This window comes from Streptomyces sp. NPDC098781 (assembly GCF_044759995.1).
GTDB lineage: Bacteria > Actinomycetota > Actinomycetes > Streptomycetales > Streptomycetaceae > Streptomyces.
The window spans coordinates 1,053,941-1,076,583 of the sequence record NZ_JBIWAK010000001.1 but is presented as its reverse complement, the minus strand read 5'-3'; the positions used below and the strand labels follow the sequence as shown (position 1 = coordinate 1,076,583).

Here is a 22,643-nt window from a genome sequence, read left to right as displayed (position 1 = left end):
GGATGAGCGGTCACCAGGACACGGGCAGTGCGTGGACGCCGTAGATGAACGCGTCGGTCCTGAACCGGACGTCCTGAAGGTCGCAGGCGAGCTTCAGCGTCGGAATGCGCCGGTAGAGGGTTCCGTAGACGACCTGGAGCTCCATCCGGGCCAGCGGCTGGCCCAGGCACTGGTGGACGCCGAAGCCGAAGGCGACGTGCCGGCGGGCGTCGCGGGTGAGGTCGAGGCGGTCGGGGTCGGCGAAGGCCTCGGGGTCGCGGTTGCCGATCTCGTTGACCATGATCACGCCCTCGCCGGCCCTGAGCACCTGGCCGGCGATCTCGATGTCCTCGGTCACCGCCCGGCGTCGGCCGAGGTGGGTGATGTGCAGGTAGCGCAGGAGTTCCTCGACCGCCGACGCGACGAGTTTCGGTTCGTCGCTCTCGCGCAGGAGGGCGAGCTGGTCGGGGTGCCGGAGCAGGGCCAGGGTGCCGAGCGCGATCATGTTCGCGGTGGTCTCGTGCCCCGCGATCAGCAGGAGCAGGGCCATCTCGGTGGCCTGCTGGTGGGTGAGTTCACCGGCGGTGATCCGCGCGGCAATGCTCGACAGCAGGTCGTCCTTCGGGGCGGCGATCCGCTGGCCCAGCAGTCCGGCGAGGTAGCCCGCGACCTCACGGCTCGCCGCGCCCCGTTCCGCGGGCGTCGCGGTCGTGCGGACCATGGTTTTGGTGTTCTCCTGGAAGAAGTCGTGCTCCTCGTACGGCACGCCCAGCAGCTCGCAGATCACCAGGGACGGGATCGGCAGGGCGAAGGCGTCCACCAGGTCCACCGGGGCCGGACCGGCCAGCATGCCGTCGATCAGTCCGTCCACGATGCGCTGCACGGCGGGCCGCAGGGCCTCGACCTTCTTCACGGCGAACGGCGCCGTCACCATCCGGCGCAGTCGGGCGTGTTCGGGGTCGTCCATCATGATGAAGCTGAGCTTGCCCTCGCCGCCCTCGGGGCTGGCCTTGGTCGGATACCCGGGCCGGTCGGTGTCGGCGCTGACGCGCGGGTCGCCCAGCAGGGCGCGCTGCTCGGCGTACCGGGTGACGAGCCAGGACTCGCTGCCGTCCCACAGCCGCACTTTGCTGAGCGGCCCCGCTTCTTGCAGACCCTTGAGGGCGGGCGGCGGGTCGAAGGGGCAGCGCGGCTCCCTGGGCATGGGGAACTCGGGGATGGCGTCGGGTGCTTGGCGGTTGACGTCGGTCTGGGTGTCGGCCATGGCTCACCTCGGCTGTGGGGGGCGGTGTCGATGAGCACATGCAAACAGAGGGGTCTGACGCCTTCCGGTCAGTTTCCTGACAGGAGCCTGACGTGGCCCAGATCACATGACGGATGGCCTCAACTGCCGTCCTTCTCAGGCGGATCGGGTTCGGACCGGCCCAGCCAGTACCCGAAGCCCCGACGGGTGTGGATCAGCGCCGGGGCGCCCCGGTCCACCTTGCGGCGAAGCCTGGAGACGAGTTGCTCGATCGCGTTGTCGCCGCGGTGCTCGCCCCAGACATGCCGGCCGATCTGCTCCTTGGACAGCACCCGGTGCGCGTTGACCAGCAGATGGCGCAGCAGCCGGTACTCCGCGGGCGTGAGGTCGAGCGCCCGCGTCCCACGGCGTGCACGGCACACGGAGTCGTCCAGGACCAGGTCGCCGTAGTGCAGTGGATTGCCCCTGGCCCGGCCGGGCCGGGCGTCGCGCATCAGGACCTGGATCCGGGCGAGGACCTCGGCCACCCGGAACGGCTTGGTGACGTAGTCCCGCTCCCCCAGGCCGAGTTCGGGCACGAGCCGGGGCAGGGAGTCGCACCCGGTGAGGAGGAGGACGGGCGGGCGGTGCGGGAGCCGGGGCCGGCGCTCCCCGCCGAACCTGGGCTGGTCCGGCACGTCGGTGTCGAAGACGACCAGGTCGAAACGGCGTTTGACGACCCGCGCGAGCGCGTCGGCGCCGCTGCCGCTGAGGCTGATCCGGTAGCCGGCCAACTCCAGGGTGGTGGCGAGGAGTTCGGCGAGGTCGGTAGCGCCGGTGACGACCAGGACGTGCTGGCCGGCGCCGCGTGCGAGGGCGGGCCTGTCGGGGGTGATGTCGTCCGCGAGCGGGGGCGTGCGCCGGGTGCTCATAACCCGCCCCGTCCGCCGGTGGTCGCTTTCACGCTCGTTGCTCCTCGGGCGGTGGTGTCAGCGGGTGGGTGTGACGGGTGCCAGCCACATGCCGACGACGGCGTCGGTGAGGCCGGTGGCTGCCGCGTCCCAGGTGGGGCGGGCCGTGGGGGTGTGCTCGGCGAGGGCCCGCTCGCGTTCGGAGGCCACGTGCACGATCAGGTGGCGGACCATGTCGCCGCGCTCGGCGCGGACCTCGGCCGGGAGGTCGGGCAGGCACCGGTTCAGGCCCTCGATGATCGTCTGGAGGGAGGGGGCGGTGAGGGCCTCCTCGACCATGATCCGGTGCAGCGCGGGATCCGCGACGACCTGGGCGCAGAACCGCGCGTACCAGGTGGGGCTGCCGAGCGCGGCGAGATGTTCGAGGGAGGGCCGGACCAGGCAGTCAACCCAGCCGCGGATGTCGTCCGGGTCGGCCAGGTCGGCCACCAGACGGGCGCGGATCTCCTCGATGCGCACCGAGTGCCGGCGGACGATGGCGCGGACCAGGTCGGTCTTGGTGCCGAAGTGGTAGCCGACGGCGGTGTTGTTGCCCTGGCCCGCGGCCTCGCTGACCTGGCGGTTGGAGACCGCGTACACGCCGTGCTCGGCGAAGAGCCGCTCGGCGGCGGTCAGCAGCAGCTCCCGGGTCGCGCCCGCCTGTTCCTCTCGCAGCGTCCTGCCTGCCATGATCACCACCGCACCGGGACTTCGCACCGCAGGTCGGCGGCCAGTCCCTCAGGCCGCCGCGGTTTCACCTCCGTACAATCTAAGTCACGTGATTGAACAGGACGTGAGCATGGTGGAGCCGACCACGACCGCACCCCGGGCGCCAGGCGTGCGGGACATGCGGACCGCGGTACGGCGGGCCGGGCGCGCGACGGTCCATCTCCTCATTGCGGCCGCCATGGCCTTCGGAACGTACCTGTTCATCACCGTGCTGCTGATCACGGTCGTCGGCACGCTCGCCGTGGTCGGCGCCTGGCTGCTGCCGGAGACCGTGCTGCTCGTCCGGCGCATCGCCGGGGCGAAGCGGCGGCTGACCACCGCCTGGACGGGGCGGGGGATCCCCGAGGCGTACCGGACGATCGACGGACCGCTGACTGAACGGCTGCGCACGGCTCTGCGCGACCCCGGCACCCGCACCGATCTGCGCTGGATGCTCGCCCACTACGTCTACGGCACGCTGATCGTGCTCGCCCTGCCGCTGTGGCCGGCCGGACTCGTCGTGGACGGTGTGCGGTGCGGGCTGCTGCGCCGACGGGCCGTCGTCCTGCCCTGGATCGTGCGCCTGGCGGATCTGGAGGCCGGCTGGTCGACCGCGCTGCTCAGGCCGTCCCCTGAGGCCCTGCTGGCCGCACGGGTCGAGCAGCTGAGCGCGACCCGGGCGGACGCCATCGCCGCGCACGGCGCCGAGCTGCGCCGCATCGAGCGCGACCTGCACGACGGCGCGCAGGCCCGGCTGGTGGCGCTGTCCATGCGGATCGGGCTGGCCAAACGGGCCTATGACCGTGATCCGGACGGCGCGCGCAAACTGCTGGACGACGCCCAGGAGCAGGCCGAGGAGGCGCTGACCGAGCTGCGGCAGGTGGTCCGCGGCATCCATCCGCCGATCCTGACCGACCGCGGGCTGACCGGCGCGGTACGGGCGCTCGCGGCGAGCAGCGGGCTTCGGGTGACGGTGGACGTGGACGGGCTGGCGGACCACGGTCCCAGGGCGCCCGCCGCGGTGGAGGCGGCCGGCTACTTCGTGGTCGCCGAGGCGCTCACCAACGTGGCCAAGCACAGCGGCTCCCGCACGGCCACCGTCCGGCTGACCCGGACCGGACGGGGCCTGCGGGTCGCCGTGGCCGACGAGGGCCGGGGCGGGGTGGACGAGTCGGGCGGCTCCGGTCTGCTCGGGGTGCGGCGGCGGGTGGCGGCGCTCGACGGGCGCGTACGGGTGTCGAGTCCGGCCGGGGGGCCGACGCTGGTCGAGGTGGAGCTGCCGTGCGTGTGGTGAGCGGGGCGGTTCCGCTCCCCCTCGCGGATGACCTCGCCCGTGGCGCCGTACTGCGTTCCGAGTACCGGCTTGTCGGCGCACGCACGACGACATGCCGCGGTGTTCCCTGGATGCTGTAGCCGACCGCCCCGGAACCGGAAGAACCCGCTCATGACCATCCGCGTACTGCTCGCCGACGACCAGGCCCTGCTGCGGGCCACCTTTCGGATCCTGATCGACTCCTGCGCGGACATGGAGGTGGTCGCCGAGGCCGCCGACGGCGCCGAGGCCGCCGACCTCGCCCGGACCCATCGCCCCGACCTGGTCCTGATGGACATCCGCATGCCCGGCACCGACGGACTCGCCGCCACCTCCGCGATCTGCGCGGACCCGGGCCTCGCGGCGGTACGGGTGCTGATCCTGACCACGTTCGAGATCGACGAGTACGTGGCGCAGGCGCTGCGGGCCGGGGCGAGCGGCTTCCTCGGCAAGGACGTCACCGCGGACGTGCTGCTCGACGGCATCCGGACCGTGGCCGCCGGCGACTCCCTGCTCTCCCCCACGGCGACCCGCACCCTGATCACCCGGTTCCTGGCCTCTCCCGCCGAGAGCTCCCAGTCCGCCGCCCCGGACGGCCTCGCCGCCCTGACCGCGCGGGAGCGTGAGGTGATGGCCTGGGCGGCCGAGGGGCACTCCAACGAGGAGATCGCCGAGAAGCTCTTCGTCAGCCCGCTGACCGTACGCACCCATGTGCACCGCGCCATGACCAAGCTGGGCGCCCGCGATCGTGCCCAACTCGTCGTGATGGCCTACCAGTCGGGCCTGGTGCGCGCCGTGCCGCCGAGCGCGGACCAGTGACGTCCGGGCCTCCGATCAGGGGAAAACGACCGCCGGGGCGCGTGAGGGAGGGCGGGTCCGTCGAGAACTGACCCGTGACCCTGCCGCTGATCCCGCCCATGCTCGCCACTCCCGGCACCCTGCCGCCCGCCGCGCAGGACGCGCGCTGGGCGTACGAGACCAAGCAGGACGGCCAGCGCGCGGTGGTCTATCTGGAAGGGGACGGCACCCTGCTGCTGCGCGCCCGGTCGGGCGAGGACATCACGGCCGCCTACCCCGAGCTGCGGCCGCTCGGTGACGCGCTCGGCACGACGCGCGCCGTGCTGGACGGGGAGATCCTGGCGCTGGACGAACAGGGGCGCGCGAACTTCCAGTTGCTCCAGTCCCGTATGGGCCTGGTGCACGCGCCCGCACGGGCCGCCAGGATGGCCGCGCGCACTCCCGTCCACCTGGTGCTGTTCGACGTGATGCACCTGGCGGGCCGCTCGCTGCTCAAGGTCCCCTACTCCCGGCGCCGCGGACGGCTGGAGGACCTGGACCTCGGCGGGTCGTACTGGTCGACGCCGGGAGCCATCGTGGGCCACGGCGCCGAGGCCCTGGAGGCCACCCGTGAGCACGGCCTGGAGGGGCTGGTGTGCAAGCGGCTGGACTCGCTGTACGAGCCCGGGCTGCGCTCCCGCGCCTGGATCAAGATCCGCAACATGCACAACGAGGACGTGGTGGTCGGCGGCTGGCTGCCCGGCAAGGGACGGATCACGGGCCTGCCCGGCTCGCTGCTGGTCGGACAGTTCACGGCCGGGGGGCGGCTGCGGTACGTCGGCGGCGTGGGCACCGGCTGGAGCGAGGCCGAGCGGACCGAACTCGCCGAACTGCTGCGGGCCGACGCGACGGACGTGTGCCCCTTCGACCCGGTGCCCCATGTGGCGGGCGCGCACTGGGTGCTGCCCCGGCTGGTCGGCGAGGTGCGCTACAGCGTCCGCACCCGGGCCGGACTGCTGCGCCAGCCGTCGTGGCAGCGGCTGCGGCCGGACCTGATGCCGGAGGAGTCGGCGGCCCACCTGCCCGACGACGCCTGACGCACAGGTTCGGCGGCAACTATTGTGCTGGCCTTCACCGTTGGTACGCCCGTGACTCTTGGCGCGTAAGTCAATCCTCGGGATCCTGAACTCCCCTTTCCCCCACAGCCGTTGGGCTGCGCCCGGACCCCCGAGGAGACGCAGTGTCGTCACAGAAGTTCCGCACGCACCGCAACAGATTGCTCACCGGTCTCGCCGGTGCCGCCGCGCTCGTCATCGCCTTCCCCAGCGTCGCCCTCGCCGCCCCTCCCACCGCGCTGCCCGCCAACGCCGAGGCGGCCGAGAACACGTACCAGCCCGCGTTCGACTACGACACCGACGGCTGCTACTCGACGCCCGCGATCGGCCCGGACGGCACCCTGAATGGGGGCCTCAACCCGACGGGCGCGCTCAACGGCAACTGCCGTGACGCCTCGGACCTGAACAACACCAACGGGTACTCGCGCTACAAGTGCAACAACGGCTGGTGCGCCTACATGTACGGCCTGTACTTCGAGAAGGACCAGGCGATCTCCGGCAGCAGCATCGGCGGGCACCGGCACGACTGGGAGCACGTCGTGGTGTGGGTGCAGAACAACGCGGTGCAGTACGTGTCGACGTCCAACCACGGTTCGTTCACGGTGCACGCCGCGTCCTCGGTGCGCTTCGACGGCACGCACGCGAAGGTCGTCTACCACAAGGACGGCATCAGCACGCACTGCTTCCGCCTCGCCAACTCCAACGACGAGCCGCCGGAGAACCACGAGGGCACCTGGCAGTACCCGCCGCTGGTCGGCTGGAACGGCTACCCGTCGGGCATCCGCGACAAGCTGGTCGCGGCCAACTGGGGCAGCGCCAACTTCGGCCTGAAGGACGGCAGCTTCGCCTCCCACCTGGCCTCGGCGAAGCCGTCCGGCATCGCCTTCGACCCGAACGCCTGATCCGGGCGGCGATCGACGTCAAGCGGCCCCTGGGCCGACGTCCCCCTCGACGAGGGCGTCGCCCAGGGCCGTTCGCGCGTACAGGACGTGGTGGCCCTGGCGCCGTGACTCCAGCAGACCGGCCTCCCGCAGCACCGCGAGGTGGGCCGAGACGGTCGACGCGGCCAGGCCGTGCCGACGGGCCAGCGCGGTCGTCGACGACGGCGCCGTGAGACCGGCGAGGACGGCGGCGCGCTGCCGGCCGAGCAGCCGGCCCAATGCCTCCGCCGGGCGCGCCGGCGGTGCGGCGTGGGCGCGGCCCATGCCCCGGGCCGGATAGAGGACGGTCGGCTGCCAGGGCCGGGCGAACCCGCTCACCACGTCCGGCCACACGAACACACTCGGCATGAGCAGCACGCCCCTGCCGTCCGGGCGTTGCGCGTCCGGCAGATCCTCGTACCGGCGCAGGGTGAGCGTACGACCGGCCCATTCGACGGCCGGGTGCAGGCCCGTCAGCAGTGCGTCGAGGCCACCGTCGGCCGCCCCGCGCGAGCGCTGCGCGATGTCCGCCTCCAGCACCGCCCGATGACGCGGCCAGTCCGGGGCGAGCAAGGCACGCCAGGCCCGTTCGGTGAGGTCGGCCAGCCGCTGGACGGTGGCGGCCGGGTCGTCGAGCACGGCACGCCCCTGGGGTGACTCGATCAGGCCCGGGGTGCAGCCGAGGGAGCGGGTCATCTCCGCGTGCGCCAGGGCGGGGTCGGTGGCCCGCATCCGGGCGAGCTCGTCGTCGAAGGACGGGTACGGCTCCTCGGGAGGCGCGCCGAGGAAGTCGGGTGTGTAGCCGCCGGCCGGCGGGACGAACAGCCACAGCGGCGCCAGGTCGAGTCCGGCGACCGTACGGCGGAACCGGCGCAGCCAGCCGCGGTGGTAGCCGTGCCGACCGGTCCTGCGGAGCATGCGCAGCGCCTCGTGGGTCTGGCACAGCGGTGAGATCGCGAACCGGCAGCGGGTGAGGTCGTCGGTGCCGAGGTGCAGGGCGAGCGGCATGGCGACCCCCGTCGTGCGCGTCGATTCGTCCTGGACCGAAAGAGTAGAGGCCGTCCGCATCGGCCCGACACGCTGTCCCCAAATCCCCCTGACGGAAAGGCAGTTGGATGGACGGCGTACATCCGGCACCTTGGCGGCGTTCCGCCGTCGTCGCGGCGCTGATGCTGGCGGCGTTCACCTTCAACACCACGGAGAACCTGCCGGTCGGGCTGCTCGCCCTCATGGCGGACGATCTGCGGGTGTCGCTCACGGCGGTGGGCGCTCTGGTCACCGGCTACGGCCTGACGGTGGCCGTGGCCTCGCTGCCGCTCGCGCAGGCCACCCGCTCGGTGCCGCGCCGGTATCTGCTCACGGGGATTCTGGGACTGCTGGCCCTGGCCAGTTGGGTGTCGGCGCTGGGAGGTGTGTCGTACGGGTCGTTGCTGGCGGCGCGGGTGGCGACCGCTGTGGGGCAGGCGGTGTTCTGGTCGGTGATGGGGCCGGTCGCGGTCGGCATGTTCCCGCCCGAACGCCGGGGGCGGGTCATCGGGCTGCTGTCCGTCGGGGGCTCGCTGGCCACGGTGGCCGGGGTTCCGGCGGGGACGTGGCTCGGCGGTCACGCCGGCTGGCGCACGCCCTTCGCGCTGCTCGGCGTGCTGGCGCTCGTCTCGCTGGTGACCGTGGCCGTCCTGCTGCCGTCCGCCCGCCCGCAGGACGGCCACTGCGCGTACGGCGCCGCCCCGGACCGGCGCGGGTTCCGCGTCGTGCTGGCGGTGACCGTCCTGTCGGTGACCGGTGCCTTCACCGGGTTCACCTACGTCGTCGCCTTCCTCACCGAGGTGAGCGGATTCGGCGAGGACGCCGTCGGCGCCGTGCTGTTCGCGTTCGGCGGGGCGGCGCTGGCGGGGGTCACCGTGACCGGGCCGCTGCTCGACCGCCACCCGCGTGCCACGCTGACCCTGCCGGTGGCGGCCCAGGCGGTGGCGCTGCTCGGCCTCTGGGCGGCCGGCCCTGACCCGGTGGCGAGCGTCGCGCTGATCATGATGCTGGGCGCCTCGGTCGCGACCGCGTTCCTGGCGACGCAGAGCCTGATGCTCCAGGTGGCCCCGGGCCGCACCGAGATCGCCCTCGCCGCCAACTCGGCCGCCTACAACGTGGGCATCGCCGCGGGTGCGCTGCTCGGGGGCGGCCTGCTGCCCCTGGTCGGGGTGCGCGGCACGTTCCTGGTCGGGGGGCTGTGCACGGTGGCGGCGCTGATGGTACTCACCTCGCCGCGGCCGGCGCGGGACGGCGCGGTAATCGGGTGGTGGCGTGCGAACGCGGGGTTCTGACGGTCTATCGTGTCCGCATGTCCGTGCCTGAACTGATCCGTATCGTCTCCCGCGACTCGCCGATGGCACTCGCTCAAGTGGAGCGTGTCCGTGCCGAGTTGACGGCCCTGCACCCCGGTGTGCGCACCGAGGTCGTGCCCGTGAAGACGACCGGTGACAAGTGGATGGGCGACCTGTCCAAGGTCGAGGGCAAGGGCGCGTTCACCAAGGAGGTGGACGCCGCCCTGCTGGCGGGCGAGGCCGACCTGGCCGTGCACTGCGTCAAGGACATCCCCGCCGACCGTCCGCTGCCCGCCGGGACGACGTTCGCCGCGTTCCTGAAGCGGGACGACATCCGGGACGCGCTGGTGCATCCGGGCGGACTCACGCTGGACGAGCTGCCCGCCGGGACTCGCGTCGGCACCTCCTCGGTGCGCCGGGTCGCCCAGCTGGCCGCCACCCATCCGGAGCTGGAGTGTGTGCCGTTCCGGGGCAACGCCAACCGGCGGCTGGCCAAGCTCGCCGCCGGTGAGGCGGACGCGCTGCTGCTGGCGGTGGCGGGTCTGGAGCGCATCGACCGCCGTGACGTGATCAGCGAGGTCCTCTCCCCCGAGGTGATGATGCCGCCGATCGGCGCGGGCATCCTCGCCCTCCAGTGCCGGGAGGGCGACGCCGAGCTCATCGACGCCGTCAGCGGACTCGGGGACCCCGACACCCATCGGGAGGCCACCGCCGAGCGCATGTTCCTGCATGTCCTGCAAGGGCACTGCAACAGCCCCATCGCCGGGTACGCACGCGTGGACCGCGGCGGCGAACTGTCCCTGCGGGCGTGTGTGTTCACCCCGGACGGCAAGACGCGCCTCAACGCCCACGAGTGGGCGGGCCGGCTGGACCCGGCGACGCTGGGTACGTCGGTGGCGGTCGCGCTGCTGCGTCAGGGCGCCCGCGAGATCATCGACGGCATCCCGCACTGAGCCGGACGGCCCGGAGGGCGCCCACCGGTCAGGCGGTGCCCTCTTCGGCCTGCTCCCGCAGGAAGTTGCTGACCTGGAGCGCGAGGCCGTCGCGCAGGGTGGCCGCGTGGGCGCCGACGGAGTTCTCCTGGAGGCCGAGGCCACCGGTCCACAACCGGCGGTCGGACCACTCCTCCTCCACCCGCAGCTGGATCTGGACGTCGACCTGCCCCAGGCCCGCCTCCGGGCCGGCCGCGTAGAGCACGGCCGTGGCCCGGCGCAGCGGGTAGACGTCGAAGCCCTCGATGAACTGCGAGTTGCGCCAGTCGATGAACGCGGCCTCGCCGTCGCCGCCGATCCGCACGTCGATCTGGCCGTCCTCCAGGTGGATGCCGAGGTGCCGCTCGCCGCGGTTCTCGACGGTGACGCGGACCCTGAAGTACGTCAGCCCCTCAGCGGCGTCGTCCCGTCCGCGCGGCGGCTCGGCGGCTTCCAGGCGGTGGACGCGGACACGCAGACCGGCATGCTCGTCGTACTCGTGCCAGTCCCCGACCACGTTCGGCTCGTACACAATCCACCTCTCGACCCAGAGAGCTGCTTCCTATCTTCGTGCTCAGTGCACTGTCAAATGAGCAGAATGCGCTGTGGCCAGCCCATTCGCCCCCTTGATCACCGATCAAGCCGTGGGCAGGAACAATCCGCCGACGGGTGGTGCGGAGGGTGTCACCCACGTGCCGCACATCACGTTCCGCGCACCTTGTTCCGTGCACCTTGTTACGCGCCAGGATCAGCGGGCCAGCCGGCCCAGCAGCGAGGAGGCCGCGGTGATGCCGAGCGCGGCGGCGACGAGCAGGACGGCGAAGTCGAGCGCCAGGTGGGCGGGGGTGCCGAGGAGGAGTCCGCGCAGCGCGTCGACCTGGTAGCTGAGCGGGTTGGCCTTGCTGACCGCCTGGAGCCAGCCCGGCATCACGGACAGCGGGTACAGGGCGTTGGAGCCGAAGAACAGCGGCATCGTGATGGCCTGTCCGAACCCCATCAGCCGGTCGCGGCTGAGGACGATCCCGGCGATGGTCATCGACAGGCAGGAGAAGAACGCGGAGCCCAGGACGACGACCGCGCCGACACCGAGCAGCTTCAGCGGGTTCCAGGTCAGCGCGACGCCGAGCACGGCGGCGATCAGGATCACGACGACCGCCTGGACCAGGGACTTCACCCCGGCCGCGAACGCCTTGCCGGTGATCAGGGCCGACCGCGGCGTCGGGGTGACCAGCAGCTTGTTGAGGATGCCGGCGTCGCGCTCCCAGATGATCTGGATGCCGTAGAAGATGGCGATGAACATCGCGGACTGGGCGATGATGCCGGGCGCGAGGTAATCGATGTAGGGGATGCCGCCGGTGGGGATGGCCTTGATGCGGGTGAAGGTCTGGCCGAAGATCAGCAGCCAGAGCGCGGGCTGGACCGCGCGGGTGTAGAGCTCGGTCCGGTCGTGGCGCAGCTTCTGGAGTTCGACGGCGCACATCGCCACGACCCGGGCGGGCAGCAGTCGCCAGCCGGCCCGTGGCTCGGGTGGCCGCAGCAGCAGGTCGATGCCGGCGGCGCGGTTCCGGTCAGCCGACGCGGCGGGCGGTGCGGCGGGTGCTTCGGACATCGCGGAAGTCTCCTGAACTCTCGTCGAGGCCGCTGCCGGCGATCTCGCGGAAGACGTCCTCCAGCGTGGGCAGCGGGTCGGTGACGGCGGCCCCCTCGGCCCGCCGGCGGGCACCGAGGCCCGCCCTGAGCTCGGCCGGGGTACCGAGGGCGCGGATACGGCCGTGGTGCATCAGGCCGACCCGGTCGCAGTACTGGTCGGCCTCGTCCATGTAGTGGGTGGTGACCAGGACCGTCATGCCGGTGGCGGCGCGGACGGCGCCGATGTGCTCCCACACTCCGGTACGGGCGATCGGGTCGAGGCCGATGGTCGGCTCGTCGAGGATCAGCAGCCGGGGCGCGCTGACCAGGGCCTGGGCGAGTTCGAGGCGGCGGACCATACCGCCGGAGTAGGTGCCGGCGAGCCGGTCCGCGGCGTCGGTGAGGCCGACGGCGCCGAGGGCCTGGCCGACCCGTGCGGCGCGTTCGCGGCGGGGTACGTCGAAGACGCGGGCGAACAGGGCGACGTTCTCCCGGCCGGTGAGGCTCGCGTCGGCGGACAGCTGCTGCGGGACGTAGCCGAGCAGCCGGCGTACCGCCATACGGTCGTCCGCCGCGTCGTGCCCGAAGACGCGGACCATCCCGGCCGGCACCGGCAGCAGGGTCGTGATGCAGCGGATCGCGGTGGTCTTCCCGGCTCCGTTGGGACCGAGGAGACCGAAGACCTCGCCCTCCCGCACCGTCAGATCGAGTCCGTCGACCGCGTTGGTCTCACCGAAGGAGTAGGCGAGCCCGGTGCAGGCCACGGCCTCGGTGGAGTGTCGTGTCATGGTCCCTCCGTCTCCTCACGCAGGCTGCCGGCCAGTCTGCGCAGCGCAGGCACCGCCGCTAGCAGCGCCGCTCGGTCCGCCTCGTCCAGCCGGGACATCTGACGCCGTACGAGGTCCGCGCGTCGTTCGCGCCACTCGCCCAGCCGTGCCTCGGCCGCCGCGGTGGGCAGCAGCCGGGCGGCCCGCCGGTCGGCCGGGTCCGTCTCGCGGGCCAGATAGCCCTGCCGGGCCAGCTGGTTGACGAGCGTGGAGACCGAGTTGCCCGCCAGATACAGCTCCTTGGCGGCCTCCGAGATCCGGATGCCGGGGCGCTCCGCGACCAGCCGCAGCAGCTCCACCTCGCCGCTGCGCAGCGGCGGAGCGGGCATCTCCCGGCGCAGTCTGCGTCGGATCAGCCGCTGGACGCCGACGAGCGCGTCGGCCAGTTCCTCCGGAAGATTCTCCCGTTCCGCACCGGTTTCCACCCTGGTGAGATTACCTCTGTAGCAGAGGTAATGAGCCCAAGGAAAAGTCAAGGTCACGGGTCGGGTCGGACTGACTGTCACCGGCGGCAGCAACATGTAGTCGCATTCATGAAATACGTTTCGTGTACCATATGGGTGGGAATTCATTCCCCTGTGCTTCGGACAGGAGGCACTTCCGTGGGAGCCGGTCCGCCCCCTGGGTGTCCTCCGTGGTCCGAGTCCGCGCCTCCCATGGTGTCTGTCCAATCGGCACCTGCTTGAGGAGGTGCACTCGGATGAGTGCCACCACCAGGACGAAGCAGCATCCCCACGACGACGCCCCTGACACCGCAGAAGCCTTCGGCCGGCTCGTGGGCCTGCCCGACGGGCCGGAGCGCAAGGCGCTCAAGGACGAACTGACCGAGGCCTGGCTCCCCATGGCCGAGCGGATCGCCGTCCGGTTCAAGGGCCGCGGCGAGTCCCTGGAGGACCTGTACCAGGTGGCCGCCCTCGGCCTGGTGAAGGCCGTCGACCACTACGACCCGGCACGTGGTCACGCCTTCGAGGCGTACGCGGTCCCCACCATCACCGGCGAGATCAAGCGGCACTTCCGCGACCACATGTGGACCCTGCATGTGCCGCGCCGGGTGCAGGACCTGCGCAACCGGGTGCGCGGCTCGGTCAAGGAGCTGTCCCAGCTGACGCCCGGCCGGGCGCCCACCGTCGCCGAGATCGCCGAGCACGCGCAACTGAGCGAGAGCGAGGTGCGCACCGGCATGGAGGCCCTGGACTGCTTCTCCGCGCTGTCGCTGGAGGCGGAGATGCCCGGCACCGACGGCTACGCGCTCGGGGACGCGATCGGCGGCCCGGATCCGGCGTACGACGTGGTCGTGGACCGCGTGTCCGCGTCCCCGTATCTGCAACGGCTCCCCGAGCGGGAGCGGACGATCCTCTATCTCCGCTTCTTCGTCGGGATGACCCAGAGCCGCATCGCGCGACAGCTGGGCATCTCCCAGATGCATGTCTCGCGGTTGCTCAGCGGCTGTTTCGCCCAGCTGCGTGAGGAGCTGCTCGCCGAAGTACGGTGACCTGACCCGGAAGGGGTGCGTCACTCCTTGGCCGACCCCGGGATCTGTGTCGGGCCGTAGCGCTCCAGGGCGTCTTCGAGTTCGACGCGGATCTCGGTCGGCATCTGTCCGTCCCGGCCCCAGATGAGGATCAGCTCCGCCACATTGCGGAGCTTGATGTTGGTGTGCTGGGAGACGTCCTTGAGCACCGACCAGCCCTGGTCCGGGGCGACCCGGCCGAGCGCCACGATCATCCCGATGGCCTGGTCGACCACGGCGTGCGAGAACAGCGCCCTTTTGAGCTGGTCGACTTCCTCTTCCAGCTCAACGATGCGTCGAGTCTCGTCGGCGGGCTCGCCAGGTACCGGTGCCACGCCCCCATCCTCGTTCTTTCCCGGGTCGGCTGCCAGTGACGTGCGGCCCGGCATCGGCCGTTTCGGCGCACGGCCGGGGGTACTCGGCAGGCCCACGGGCCCATCCGGCCGGACACTGGGAGCAGACCGGTGGCCGCCGGTCGGGCGAGACCAGGACGCGACTGCCATGAACGATGCGAGAACTCCCGGGAGCACGGCCGACGTCGTGTCCACACACTCCGTGTTCGGCGCACCCTGCTGGGTGAGCCTCACCAGCCGTGATGTGGAGGCGACCGAGGCGTTCTACTCGGCCGTGCTGGGCTGGCGCTGGCGGCCGGCCAAGCTCGGGGACCGCTTCCGGGTCGCGCTGGCCCACAACGTGCCGGTGGCCGGCATCGGCGCGGTCGCCACGATGTGGCAGATGGCCGTCGCCTGGACGCCGTACTTCGCCGTGCGCAGTGCGGACGAGGCGGTGGCCCGGGTGCAGGAGCGCGGCGGCACCGCGGCCGTCGGGCCGCTGTCCCTGCCGCCCGGGCGGGCCGCGCTGCTCGCCGACCGGGACGGGGCCACGTTCGGCATCTGGGAGGGCGAACTCATCTCCAACTGGGAGACCTGGCGCCGCGCCGCACCCACCTTCATCCGGCTGCACACCCGTGACGCCTTCGACGCCGCCCTGTTCTACGGCGAGGTCTTCGACTGGGCGTCGGGGCAGGAGGGCTGCTGCGAGGTCCGCTACGAGGGTGGCGAGGTCGTGCTGCGCAGCGGCGGCGATGTGGTGGCGCGGATCGAGTCGGGGGCATTGGAGGCCGCGCCCGATCCCACGATCCGGCCGCACTGGCAGGTGCACTTCGCCGTCGAGGATGTGTCGGAGTGCGCGCGGGCCGCCGAGTTGCACGGGGGGAGCGTGCTGTCCAAGGGCAGCGACGAGGCGGTGCTGCGGGACGCGGACGGGGCACAGTTCACGGTGACTTCAAGGCGTGAACGGTAGGCCGATCCGGCCCGCTCCCCCCATCGGCTACCGGCGCGCCGCACGCGACGGTCTCGACAGGAGTACCAGGCTGCGGCGTTCGATGAGCAGGGCCGTGCCCGCCTTGTGTTCCGACTCGTCCGGCGGGCCCTGCTGTTCGGCCGTGTCGATCAGTGTCGTCCAGCGGTCCCCGTAGGCGATGTCCGGGAGCTGGAACTCCACCGGCTCCCAGTAGCCGTTGAACAGCAGCAGGAACGAGTCGTCCACGACGGGCTGTCCGCACCAGTCGGGTTCGGCGATGGCGTCGCCGTTGAGGAAGGCGGCGACGGCGTGCGCGTCGGAGCGGTCCCAGTCGTCGGCCGTCATCTCGCCGCCGTCGGGCAGGAACCACACCAGGTCGGGCAGCGGCTGCTCGGGGTTGGTCGGTGTCTCGCCTTGGAAGAAGCGGCGGCGGCGCAGGACGGGGTGGGCGGCGCGCAGGGCGATCACGTAACGGGTGAAGTCGCTGAGCGCGCGCTGTTCGTCGGTGAGCCGCCAGTCGATCCAGGAGACCTCGTTGTCCTGGCAGTAGGCGTTGTTGTTGCCGCCCTGGGTGCGGCCGAGTTCGTCGCCGTGGCAGAGCATCGGGATGCCCTGGGACAGCAGCAGTGTGGCGAGGAAGTTGCGCTGCTGGCGGGCGCGCAGCGCGAGCACGGCCGGGTCGCGGGTGTCGCCCTCGGCACCGCAGTTCCAGGACCGGTTGTGGCTCTCGCCGTCCCGGTTGCCCTCGCCGTTGGCCTCGTTGTGCTTGTCGTTGTACGACACCAGGTCGCGCAGGGTGAAGCCGTCGTGCGCGGTCACGAAGTTGACGCTGGCCCGCGGGCGGCGCCGGCTGTGCGCGTACAGGTCGGACGAGCCGGTCAGCCGGGAGGCGAACTCACCGAGCGAGCCGGGCTCGGCGCGCCAGAAGTCCCGTACGGCGTCCCGGTACTTGCCGTTCCACTCGGACCACAGCGGCGGGAAGTTGCCCACCTGGTAGCCGCCCTCCCCCACGTCCCACGGCTCCGCGATCAGCTTGACCCGGCTGATCACCGGGTCCTGCTGGATCAGGTCGAAGAACGCCGAGAGCCGGTCCACCTCGTGGAACTGCCGGGCCAGGGTGGCCGCGAGGTCGAAGCGGAAGCCGTCGACGTGCATCTCGGTGACCCAGTACCGCAGCGAGTCCATGATCAGCTGAAGCACGTAGGGGTGGCGCATCAGCAGGCTGTTGCCGGTGCCGGTGGTGTCGTAGTAGTGCGCCCAGTCGCCGTCCACCAGGCGGTAGTACGAGGCGTTGTCGATGCCCCGGAAGGACAGGGTCGGGCCGCGCTCGTTGCCTTCGGCGGTGTGGTTGTAGACGACGTCGAGGATCACTTCGAGCCCGGCCTCGTGCAGCGCCTTCACCATGGACTTGAACTCGTCCACCTGCTGACCGCGGGTGCCGTGGGCGGCGTAGGCGTTGTGCGGGGCGAAGAAGCCGATCGTGTTGTAGCCCCAGTAGTTGGCCAGTCCCCGGTCGAGCAGTACGCCGTCCTGGACGTACTGGTGCACCGGCATCAGTTCCACGGCCGTCACGCCGAGGGAGGTGAGGTGCTCGACGACCGCGGGGTGCGCCAGACCGGCGTAGGTGCCGCGCAGTTCGGGCGGGACGTCGGGGTGGCTCCGGGTCAGGCCCCGTACGTGTGCCTCGTAGATGACGGTGTCGGCGTACGCCCGTCTGGGCGGCCGGTCGTCGCCCCAGTCGAAGGTCGGCTCGGTCACCACGCCGAGCATCGTGTGCCCGGTGCTGTCCGCCGGGGACGGGCCGCCCGGGGTGCGCTCGAAGAGCGAGGCGTGGTTGTCGACCTGTCCGTCCACCGCCCGGCTGTACGGGTCGAGCAGCAGCTTCGCCGCGTTGCAGCGGTGGCCGAGGCCGGGGTCCCAGGGGCCGTGCACCCGGTAGCCGTAGCGCTGTCCCGGGCCCACGTCGGGCAGATAGCCGTGCCACACGAACCCGTCGACCTCGGTCAGCGGTACGGCACTCGACCGGCCCTTGTCGTCGACCAGGACCAGTTCGACGCGTTGGGCGACCTCGCTGAACAGGGCGAAGTTGGTGCCCTGCCCGTCGTAGGAGGCGCCCAGCGGGTAGGGGTGCCCACTCCAGGCGGGCACCCCTTTGCGGCTGCGTCGCGCCGTCACCGGGCCTCCTCCAGGACGCCGTCCCGGATGCCGGCCGCGTCGGCGATGGTGGTGACGGGTACCTCGCGGGGCACCTGAAGGGCCTCGCGCAGGTTGGGCGTCGGGGCCGTCGGCACGAGCGGGGCGCGCTCGCCGGCGCGGGCCCGCTGCGAGAACCAGATGACCTTGCCGCCGCTCGCGGTGGCGCAGCAACCCCAGCCGTCGCTCACCGCGGCGAGGCGCCGCAGGCAGTCGCGCAGTTCCTGGTCCGGGCGCAGGGCCCGGTCGTTGTCGCCGATGGCGGTGATGAGGTGGTGACGGTTCCACCACATCTCGATCGAGGTGCTCTTGTCCGTCGCGTGCTCGTCGATCGCCCGCAACAGCATCTCCGTGCTGTGGCAGACGGGCTCGACAAGCGTCTCCAGGTCCCAGTACCGGAGGTGGGCGGCCAGAATTCGGCTGACCTGACCCACCCGTTCGGGGCTGACTTCCACGTCGAGGTGGTAGTAGCAGGGCACTGCGGTCTTCACCGTCGTTACCTCCTCACCGCGAAAGCTCCCGCTCTCCTCGCCCCTGCGGGACGGGCCCCGAATACGGAGCGTGAGCGCTGATCGCTTCTGAGTCACTTCAGGGTGGGGGCGGTACGCCATTCGTGCAACAGGAGGACACGGCACGAATGGTTGAAGATCCAACAGGACGTTGAGTGGTCAAGCGTGCACCATGTGTGAAGACCTCGATGCCCGTAACGGAACCCGTGCGTGTGCGCGCACGGGTTTTCCGCCCGACGGTCGGGAAACGCGCCATCGAGCCCGGAAGGTGAACGGGGCCATGCTGCTACCGGCCAAAGCCGAAGTCGCCCGGCAACTGCGGCGATACCGGGCCTGGGAACGAGCCATGCTCGCGGCCCCGGCCGACCTCACGGTGCGCGCCACCTTCGAGGACACCGGCTACACCCTCTGCGTTCTGATGGGAAAGCGCTGCGCCCGAGAGGCCGCGGACGCCGCCGAGCGCTATCTGCGCATCACTCCGGCCGCCTATCTCCGGGAGCAGGACGAACGGCCGCGCGCGGCGAGCGTCTCCGCGCGACGCGGCCCCCCGAGCAAGCGGCGGCGGCGTTTCCACGCCGGGAGGTAGAGCGGCTTCCGGCACAGATCGAAATTTCCGGCCGGGCCTTGTGCCCGGCCTCGAGCACGGTGGAGGTGAACCATGGGCAGGACCAAGAGCAGGGCCGGTGCCGGCACCGGGACCATCGGCCGTTTCCCGGTACGGGACGTACGCCCGGCCGTGGAGGGCGGCAGGCATCCGGCGAAGGCGGTCGTGGGTGAGACCTTCGAGGTCACCGCCACCGTGTTCCGCGAGGGCCATGACGCCGTGGCCGCCAATGTCGTGCTGACCGGCCCGGACGGCCGTCCCGGCCCGTGGACCCGTATGCACGAACTGGCCCCCGGCAGCGACCGCTGGGGCGCCAAGGTGACGCCGTCCGCGGTGGGCCGCTGGACGTTCCATGTGGAGGCCTGGAGCGATCCGGTGGCCACCTGGCGCCGCACCGCCCGGATCAAGGTCCCCGCCGGGATCGACGTCGGGCTGGTGCTGGAGGAGGGCGGCGAGTTGTACGAGCGCGCCGCCGCCGGCGTGCCCGAGAAGGCCGAGCGGGCGACCCTGCTGGCCGCGTCGGAGGCGTTGCGGGACGATTCGCTGCCGCCGGTGTCACGGCTCGCGGCGGCGTTCGCGGCGAACGTGGACGGGGTGCTCGGGCGGTATCCGTTGCGGGACCTGGTCTCCGCGTCGGATCCGTTGCCGCTGCTGGTGGAGCGTGAACGCGCCCTGTACGGCTCCTGGTACGAGTTCTTCCCCCGCTCCGAGGGGACGGCCGCCCAGCCGCACGGCACCTTCGAGACCGCCGCGCGCCGGCTCCCGGCGATCGCCGCTATGGGCTTCGACGTCGTCTACCTCCCGCCGATCCACCCGATCGGCACCACCTTCCGCAAGGGCCCCAACAACACCCTCTCCGCCGGCCCCGACGACGTCGGCGTGCCCTGGGCCATCGGCTCCCCCGAGGGCGGCCACGACGCCGTCCACCCCGACCTGGGCACCCTCGACGACTTCGACCGCTTCGTCGCGAAGGCGGGCGAGCTGGGCCTGGAGATCGCCCTGGACTTCGCCCTCCAGTGCTCCCCGGACCACCCCTGGGTCGACAAACACCCCGAGTGGTTCCACCACCGGCCCGACGGCACCATCGCCTACGCCGAGAACCCGCCGAAGAAGTACCAGGACATCTACCCCATCGCCTTCGACGCCGACATGGACGGCCTGATCACCGAGACCCTGCGGGTGCTGCGGCACTGGATGTCCCACGGCGTGCGGATCTTCCGCGTCGACAACCCGCACACCAAACCGGTCGTCTTCTGGCAGCGGGTGATCGCCGACATCAACCGCACCGACCCGGACGTGATCTTCCTGGCCGAGGCCTTCACCCGCCCGGCGATGATGCACACCCTCGCCCAGATCGGCTTCCAGCAGTCCTACACGTACTTCACCTGGCGCAACACCAAGCAGGAACTGACCGAGTACCTCACCGAACTCTCCGGCGAGGCCGCCTCCTACATGCGGCCCAACTTCTTCGCCAACACCCCCGACATCCTGCACGCCTACCTCCAGCAGGGCGGCCGCCCCGCCTTCGAGGTCCGCGCCGTGCTCGCCGCCACCCTCTCCCCGACCTGGGGCCTCTACAGCGGCTACGAACTGTGCGAGAACACCCCCCTGCGCCAGGGCAGCGAGGAATACCTCGACTCGGAGAAGTACCAGATCCGCCCCCGCGACTGGGAGACCAGCGAGCGAGAGGGCAGGACCATCACGCCCCTGATCACCCGCCTCAACGCCATCCGGCGGTGCCACCCCGCTCTCCACCGGCTGCGCAACCTGCGCTTCCACCAGACCGACAACGACGCCGTCATCGCGTACAGCAAACGCACCGGTCAGGACACGGTCCTGGTGGTCGCCAACCTTGATCCACACCACACCCAGGAAGCCACGGTCTCGTTGGACATGCCGCAACTCGGCCTGGACTGGCACGCCTCCCTGTCCGTGCACGACGAACTGACGGGTGAGTCCTACCGCTGGGGCCAGGGCAACTACGTACGCCTGGAGCCCGGCAGGGCGCCCGCGCACGTGTTCCACGTCCAGGCATCGCCACCGCAGATCGGAGGGTCTTGAGCGTCATGACCGTCAACGAGCCCGTGCTGGACACCTTCGAGGACACCCCTGCCAAGGATCGTGACCCCGACTGGTTCAAGCGTGCCGTCTTCTACGAGGTCCTGGTCCGCTCCTTCCAGGACAGCAACGGCGACGGCGTCGGCGACCTCAAGGGCCTGACCGCCAAACTCGACTACCTGCAATGGCTCGGCGTCGACTGCCTGTGGCTGCCGCCCTTCTTCAAATCCCCGCTGCGCGACGGCGGCTACGACGTCTCCGACTACACCTCCGTCCTGCCGGAATTCGGAGACCTCGCCGACTTCGTCGAATTCGTCGACTCCGCCCACCAGCGCGGCATGCGAGTCATCATCGACTTCGTCATGAACCACACCAGCGACCAGCACCCGTGGTTCCAGGAGTCCAGAAAGGACCCCGACGGCCCCTACGGCGACTACTACATGTGGGCCGACGACGACAAGCAGTACGCCGACGCCCGCATCATCTTCGTCGACACCGAACCCTCCAACTGGACCTACGACCCGGTCCGGGGGCAGTACTTCTTCCACCGCTTCTTCTCCCACCAGCCGGACCTGAACTACGAGAACCCGGCTGTCCAGGAAGAGATCCTGGCCGCCCTGCGCTTCTGGCTCGACCTGGGCATCGACGGATTCCGGCTGGACGCCGTGCCCTATCTCTACGCGGAAGAGGGAACGAACTGCGAGAACCGTCCCGCCACTCATGAGTTTCTGAAGCGTGTGCGCCGCGACATCGACGCGATGTATCCGGACACCGTGCTGCTGGCCGAAGCGAACCAGTGGCCGGAGGACGTGGTCGACTACTTCGGTGACTACGCCGCCGGTGGCGACGAATGCCATATGGCGTTCCATTTCCCCGTCATGCCGCGCATCTTCATGGCCGTACGGCGGGAATCCCGCTATCCCGTCTCGGAAATCCTCGCGAAGACCCCGGCCATTCCCTCGGGCTGCCAGTGGGGCATCTTCCTGCGCAACCACGACGAGCTGACCCTGGAGATGGTCACCGACGAAGAACGCGACTACATGTGGGCGGAATACGCCAAGGACCCCCGCATGCGCGCCAACATCGGCATCCGCCGGCGCCTGGCCCCGCTCCTCGACAACGACCGTCATTCGATCGAGCTGTTCACCGCCCTGCTGCTGTCCCTCCCTGGCTCGCCGATCCTCTACTACGGCGACGAGATCGGCATGGGCGACAACATCTGGCTCGGCGACCGCGACGCGGTGCGCACCCCCATGCAGTGGACCCCGGACCGCAACGCCGGCTTCTCCACCTGCGACCCCGGGCGGCTCTGCCTGCCGACCATCATGGACCCGGTCTACGGCTACCAGGTGACGAACGTCGAGGCGTCCATGGCCTCGCCGTCCTCTCTCCTGCACTGGACCCGGCGCATGATCGAGATCCGCAAGCAGAACCCGGCGTTCGGACTCGGCTCCTACACCGAGTTGCACTCCTCCAACCCGGCGGTCCTCGCGTTCCTGCGCGAGTACGAGGACGACCTGGTGCTGTGCGTGCACAACTTCGCCCGCTTCGCCCAGCCGACCGAGCTCGACCTGCGCGAGTTCAGCGGGCGCCACCCGGTCGAGCTGTTCGGCGGCGTGCGCTTCCCGGCCATCGGCGAACTGCCGTATCTGCTGACCCTCGGGGGCCACGGCTTCTACTGGTTCCGGCTCACCCGAGTCGCATCCCGCATCGGCAGACGACTTTGAGCGTGAGCTTCG

At 71.0% G+C, this 22,643-nt stretch carries 22 protein-coding genes; 11 read left to right on the top strand and 11 right to left on the bottom strand.

The window, feature by feature from the left end:
- Positions 1–10: 10 nt before the first annotated feature.
- From ACIQWG_RS04630 to ACIQWG_RS04620, 3 genes are all read right to left on the bottom strand, one after another.
- Positions 11–1,243 carry a cytochrome P450 gene (locus tag ACIQWG_RS04630; RefSeq protein ID WP_404090122.1) on the bottom strand — a complete coding sequence of 411 codons (1,233 nt, stop codon included), beginning with the start codon at positions 1,241–1,243 and terminating at the stop codon, positions 11–13.
- A 119-nt stretch (positions 1,244–1,362) separates the two neighbouring features.
- The gene (locus ACIQWG_RS04625) at positions 1,363–2,133 is read right to left on the bottom strand and encodes a response regulator transcription factor (RefSeq protein ID WP_404090120.1); all 771 of its coding nucleotides are present in this window, start codon (positions 2,131–2,133) and stop codon (positions 1,363–1,365) included.
- Positions 2,134–2,190: 57 nt separating this feature from the next.
- Positions 2,191–2,841, bottom strand: coding sequence for a TetR/AcrR family transcriptional regulator (locus tag ACIQWG_RS04620; RefSeq protein ID WP_404090118.1), 651 nt, complete (start codon positions 2,839–2,841; stop codon positions 2,191–2,193).
- A 157-nt stretch (positions 2,842–2,998) separates the two neighbouring features.
- Between ACIQWG_RS04620 and ACIQWG_RS04615 the strand changes: the two genes are divergently transcribed.
- From ACIQWG_RS04615 to ACIQWG_RS04600, 4 genes are all read left to right on the top strand, one after another.
- On the top strand, positions 2,999–4,153 hold the full coding sequence (locus ACIQWG_RS04615) for a histidine kinase (protein WP_404090804.1): 1,155 nt from the start codon (positions 2,999–3,001) through the stop codon (positions 4,151–4,153).
- Positions 4,154–4,303: 150 nt separating this feature from the next.
- Complete coding sequence (locus ACIQWG_RS04610) at positions 4,304–4,990, top strand: response regulator (RefSeq protein WP_404090117.1); 687 nt, start codon at positions 4,304–4,306, stop codon at positions 4,988–4,990.
- Between the two features lie 74 nt (positions 4,991–5,064).
- Entirely contained in the window at positions 5,065–6,045 is a 981-nt protein-coding gene (locus tag ACIQWG_RS04605) for an ATP-dependent DNA ligase (protein ID WP_404090115.1), read from the top strand.
- A gap of 143 nt (positions 6,046–6,188) precedes the next feature.
- A complete protein-coding gene (locus ACIQWG_RS04600) occupies positions 6,189–6,965 on the top strand; it encodes an NPP1 family protein (protein WP_404090113.1) in 777 nt (258 codons plus the stop codon).
- A gap of 18 nt (positions 6,966–6,983) precedes the next feature.
- Here ACIQWG_RS04600 and ACIQWG_RS04595 read toward each other — a convergent pair whose 3' ends face one another.
- A complete protein-coding gene (locus ACIQWG_RS04595; RefSeq protein WP_404090111.1) occupies positions 6,984–7,991 on the bottom strand; it encodes a DUF5937 family protein in 1,008 nt (335 codons plus the stop codon).
- Positions 7,992–8,098: 107 nt separating this feature from the next.
- Between ACIQWG_RS04595 and ACIQWG_RS04590 the strand changes: the two genes are divergently transcribed.
- Complete coding sequence (locus tag ACIQWG_RS04590) at positions 8,099–9,301, top strand: MFS transporter (protein ID WP_404090109.1); 1,203 nt, start codon at positions 8,099–8,101, stop codon at positions 9,299–9,301.
- Between the two features lie 17 nt (positions 9,302–9,318).
- Positions 9,319–10,254, top strand: a complete 936-nt coding sequence (gene hemC / locus ACIQWG_RS04585) for a hydroxymethylbilane synthase (RefSeq protein WP_404090107.1) — start codon at positions 9,319–9,321, stop codon at positions 10,252–10,254.
- 28 nt (positions 10,255–10,282) lie between these two features.
- On the opposite strand, the gene ACIQWG_RS04580 is transcribed toward hemC, so the two are convergent.
- The 4 genes from ACIQWG_RS04580 to ACIQWG_RS04565 form a co-directional block, all read right to left on the bottom strand.
- Positions 10,283–10,804: a hypothetical protein gene (locus ACIQWG_RS04580; protein ID WP_404090105.1), complete on the bottom strand. Its 522-nt coding sequence runs from the start codon at positions 10,802–10,804 to the stop codon at positions 10,283–10,285.
- A gap of 216 nt (positions 10,805–11,020) precedes the next feature.
- Positions 11,021–11,881, bottom strand: coding sequence for an ABC transporter permease (locus ACIQWG_RS04575; RefSeq protein ID WP_404090103.1), 861 nt, complete (start codon positions 11,879–11,881; stop codon positions 11,021–11,023).
- Positions 11,841–12,689: an ABC transporter ATP-binding protein gene (locus ACIQWG_RS04570; RefSeq protein WP_404090101.1), complete on the bottom strand. Its 849-nt coding sequence runs from the start codon at positions 12,687–12,689 to the stop codon at positions 11,841–11,843. Before ACIQWG_RS04570 ends, ACIQWG_RS04575 begins: the two co-directional genes overlap by 41 nt.
- Positions 12,686–13,153, bottom strand: coding sequence for a MarR family winged helix-turn-helix transcriptional regulator (locus ACIQWG_RS04565; protein WP_404090099.1), 468 nt, complete (start codon positions 13,151–13,153; stop codon positions 12,686–12,688). Before ACIQWG_RS04565 ends, ACIQWG_RS04570 begins: the two co-directional genes overlap by 4 nt.
- 275 nt (positions 13,154–13,428) lie before the next feature.
- Here ACIQWG_RS04565 and ACIQWG_RS04560 point away from each other — a divergent pair, with 275 nt between their 5' ends.
- Positions 13,429–14,220 (top strand): SigB/SigF/SigG family RNA polymerase sigma factor, encoded by a 792-nt coding sequence (locus ACIQWG_RS04560; RefSeq protein ID WP_404090097.1) that lies wholly within the window; start codon positions 13,429–13,431, stop codon positions 14,218–14,220.
- Positions 14,221–14,240: 20 nt separating this feature from the next.
- Here ACIQWG_RS04560 and ACIQWG_RS04555 read toward each other — a convergent pair whose 3' ends face one another.
- Positions 14,241–14,573 (bottom strand): ANTAR domain-containing protein, encoded by a 333-nt coding sequence (locus ACIQWG_RS04555; protein WP_404090095.1) that lies wholly within the window; start codon positions 14,571–14,573, stop codon positions 14,241–14,243.
- Between the two features lie 166 nt (positions 14,574–14,739).
- On the opposite strand from ACIQWG_RS04555, the gene ACIQWG_RS04550 reads away from it, so the two are divergent.
- A complete protein-coding gene (locus ACIQWG_RS04550) occupies positions 14,740–15,540 on the top strand; it encodes a VOC family protein (RefSeq protein WP_404090094.1) in 801 nt (266 codons plus the stop codon).
- Positions 15,541–15,567: 27 nt separating this feature from the next.
- On the opposite strand, the gene glgX is transcribed toward ACIQWG_RS04550, so the two are convergent.
- Both glgX and ACIQWG_RS04540 read right to left on the bottom strand, forming a co-directional pair.
- A complete protein-coding gene (gene glgX / locus ACIQWG_RS04545) occupies positions 15,568–17,715 on the bottom strand; it encodes a glycogen debranching protein GlgX (protein ID WP_404090092.1) in 2,148 nt (715 codons plus the stop codon).
- Complete coding sequence (locus tag ACIQWG_RS04540) at positions 17,712–18,224, bottom strand: pep a2 (RefSeq protein ID WP_404090090.1); 513 nt, start codon at positions 18,222–18,224, stop codon at positions 17,712–17,714. The genes glgX and ACIQWG_RS04540 overlap by 4 nt, the downstream gene beginning before the upstream one ends.
- A gap of 298 nt (positions 18,225–18,522) precedes the next feature.
- Between ACIQWG_RS04540 and ACIQWG_RS04535 the strand changes: the two genes are divergently transcribed.
- The 3 genes from ACIQWG_RS04535 (at position 18,523) to treS (ending at position 22,631) form a co-directional block, all read left to right on the top strand.
- On the top strand, positions 18,523–18,828 hold the full coding sequence (locus ACIQWG_RS04535; RefSeq protein ID WP_404090088.1) for a DUF5133 domain-containing protein: 306 nt from the start codon (positions 18,523–18,525) through the stop codon (positions 18,826–18,828).
- A 72-nt stretch (positions 18,829–18,900) separates the two neighbouring features.
- Positions 18,901–20,907, top strand: coding sequence for an alpha-1,4-glucan--maltose-1-phosphate maltosyltransferase (locus tag ACIQWG_RS04530; protein WP_404090086.1), 2,007 nt, complete (start codon positions 18,901–18,903; stop codon positions 20,905–20,907).
- A gap of 5 nt (positions 20,908–20,912) precedes the next feature.
- Positions 20,913–22,631, top strand: a complete 1,719-nt coding sequence (treS, locus tag ACIQWG_RS04525) for a maltose alpha-D-glucosyltransferase (protein WP_404090084.1) — start codon at positions 20,913–20,915, stop codon at positions 22,629–22,631.
- The last annotated feature ends 12 nt before the right edge of the window (positions 22,632–22,643 follow it).

What these genes read in the sequence shown, in the direction of transcription:
- ACIQWG_RS04630 (WP_404090122.1), bottom strand. Translation starts at nt 1,243, where the DNA reads ATGGCCGACACCCAGACCGACGTCAACCGCCAAGCACCCGACGCCATC.
- ACIQWG_RS04625 (WP_404090120.1), bottom strand. Translation starts at nt 2,133, where the DNA reads ATGAGCACCCGGCGCACGCCCCCGCTCGCGGACGACATCACCCCCGAC.
- ACIQWG_RS04620 (WP_404090118.1), bottom strand. Translation starts at nt 2,841, where the DNA reads ATGGCAGGCAGGACGCTGCGAGAGGAACAGGCGGGCGCGACCCGGGAG.
- ACIQWG_RS04615 (WP_404090804.1), top strand. Translation starts at nt 2,999, where the DNA reads ATGCGGACCGCGGTACGGCGGGCCGGGCGCGCGACGGTCCATCTCCTC.
- ACIQWG_RS04610 (WP_404090117.1), top strand. Translation starts at nt 4,304, where the DNA reads ATGACCATCCGCGTACTGCTCGCCGACGACCAGGCCCTGCTGCGGGCC.
- ACIQWG_RS04595 (WP_404090111.1), bottom strand. Translation starts at nt 7,991, where the DNA reads ATGCCGCTCGCCCTGCACCTCGGCACCGACGACCTCACCCGCTGCCGG.
- ACIQWG_RS04590 (WP_404090109.1), top strand. Translation starts at nt 8,099, where the DNA reads ATGGACGGCGTACATCCGGCACCTTGGCGGCGTTCCGCCGTCGTCGCG.
- hemC (WP_404090107.1), top strand. Translation starts at nt 9,319, where the DNA reads ATGTCCGTGCCTGAACTGATCCGTATCGTCTCCCGCGACTCGCCGATG.
- ACIQWG_RS04575 (WP_404090103.1), bottom strand. Translation starts at nt 11,881, where the DNA reads ATGTCCGAAGCACCCGCCGCACCGCCCGCCGCGTCGGCTGACCGGAAC.
- ACIQWG_RS04570 (WP_404090101.1), bottom strand. Translation starts at nt 12,689, where the DNA reads ATGACACGACACTCCACCGAGGCCGTGGCCTGCACCGGGCTCGCCTAC.
- ACIQWG_RS04560 (WP_404090097.1), top strand. Translation starts at nt 13,429, where the DNA reads ATGAGTGCCACCACCAGGACGAAGCAGCATCCCCACGACGACGCCCCT.
- ACIQWG_RS04550 (WP_404090094.1), top strand. Translation starts at nt 14,740, where the DNA reads ATGAACGATGCGAGAACTCCCGGGAGCACGGCCGACGTCGTGTCCACA.
- ACIQWG_RS04535 (WP_404090088.1), top strand. Translation starts at nt 18,523, where the DNA reads ATGCTGCTACCGGCCAAAGCCGAAGTCGCCCGGCAACTGCGGCGATAC.
- ACIQWG_RS04530 (WP_404090086.1), top strand. Translation starts at nt 18,901, where the DNA reads ATGGGCAGGACCAAGAGCAGGGCCGGTGCCGGCACCGGGACCATCGGC.
- treS (WP_404090084.1), top strand. Translation starts at nt 20,913, where the DNA reads ATGACCGTCAACGAGCCCGTGCTGGACACCTTCGAGGACACCCCTGCC.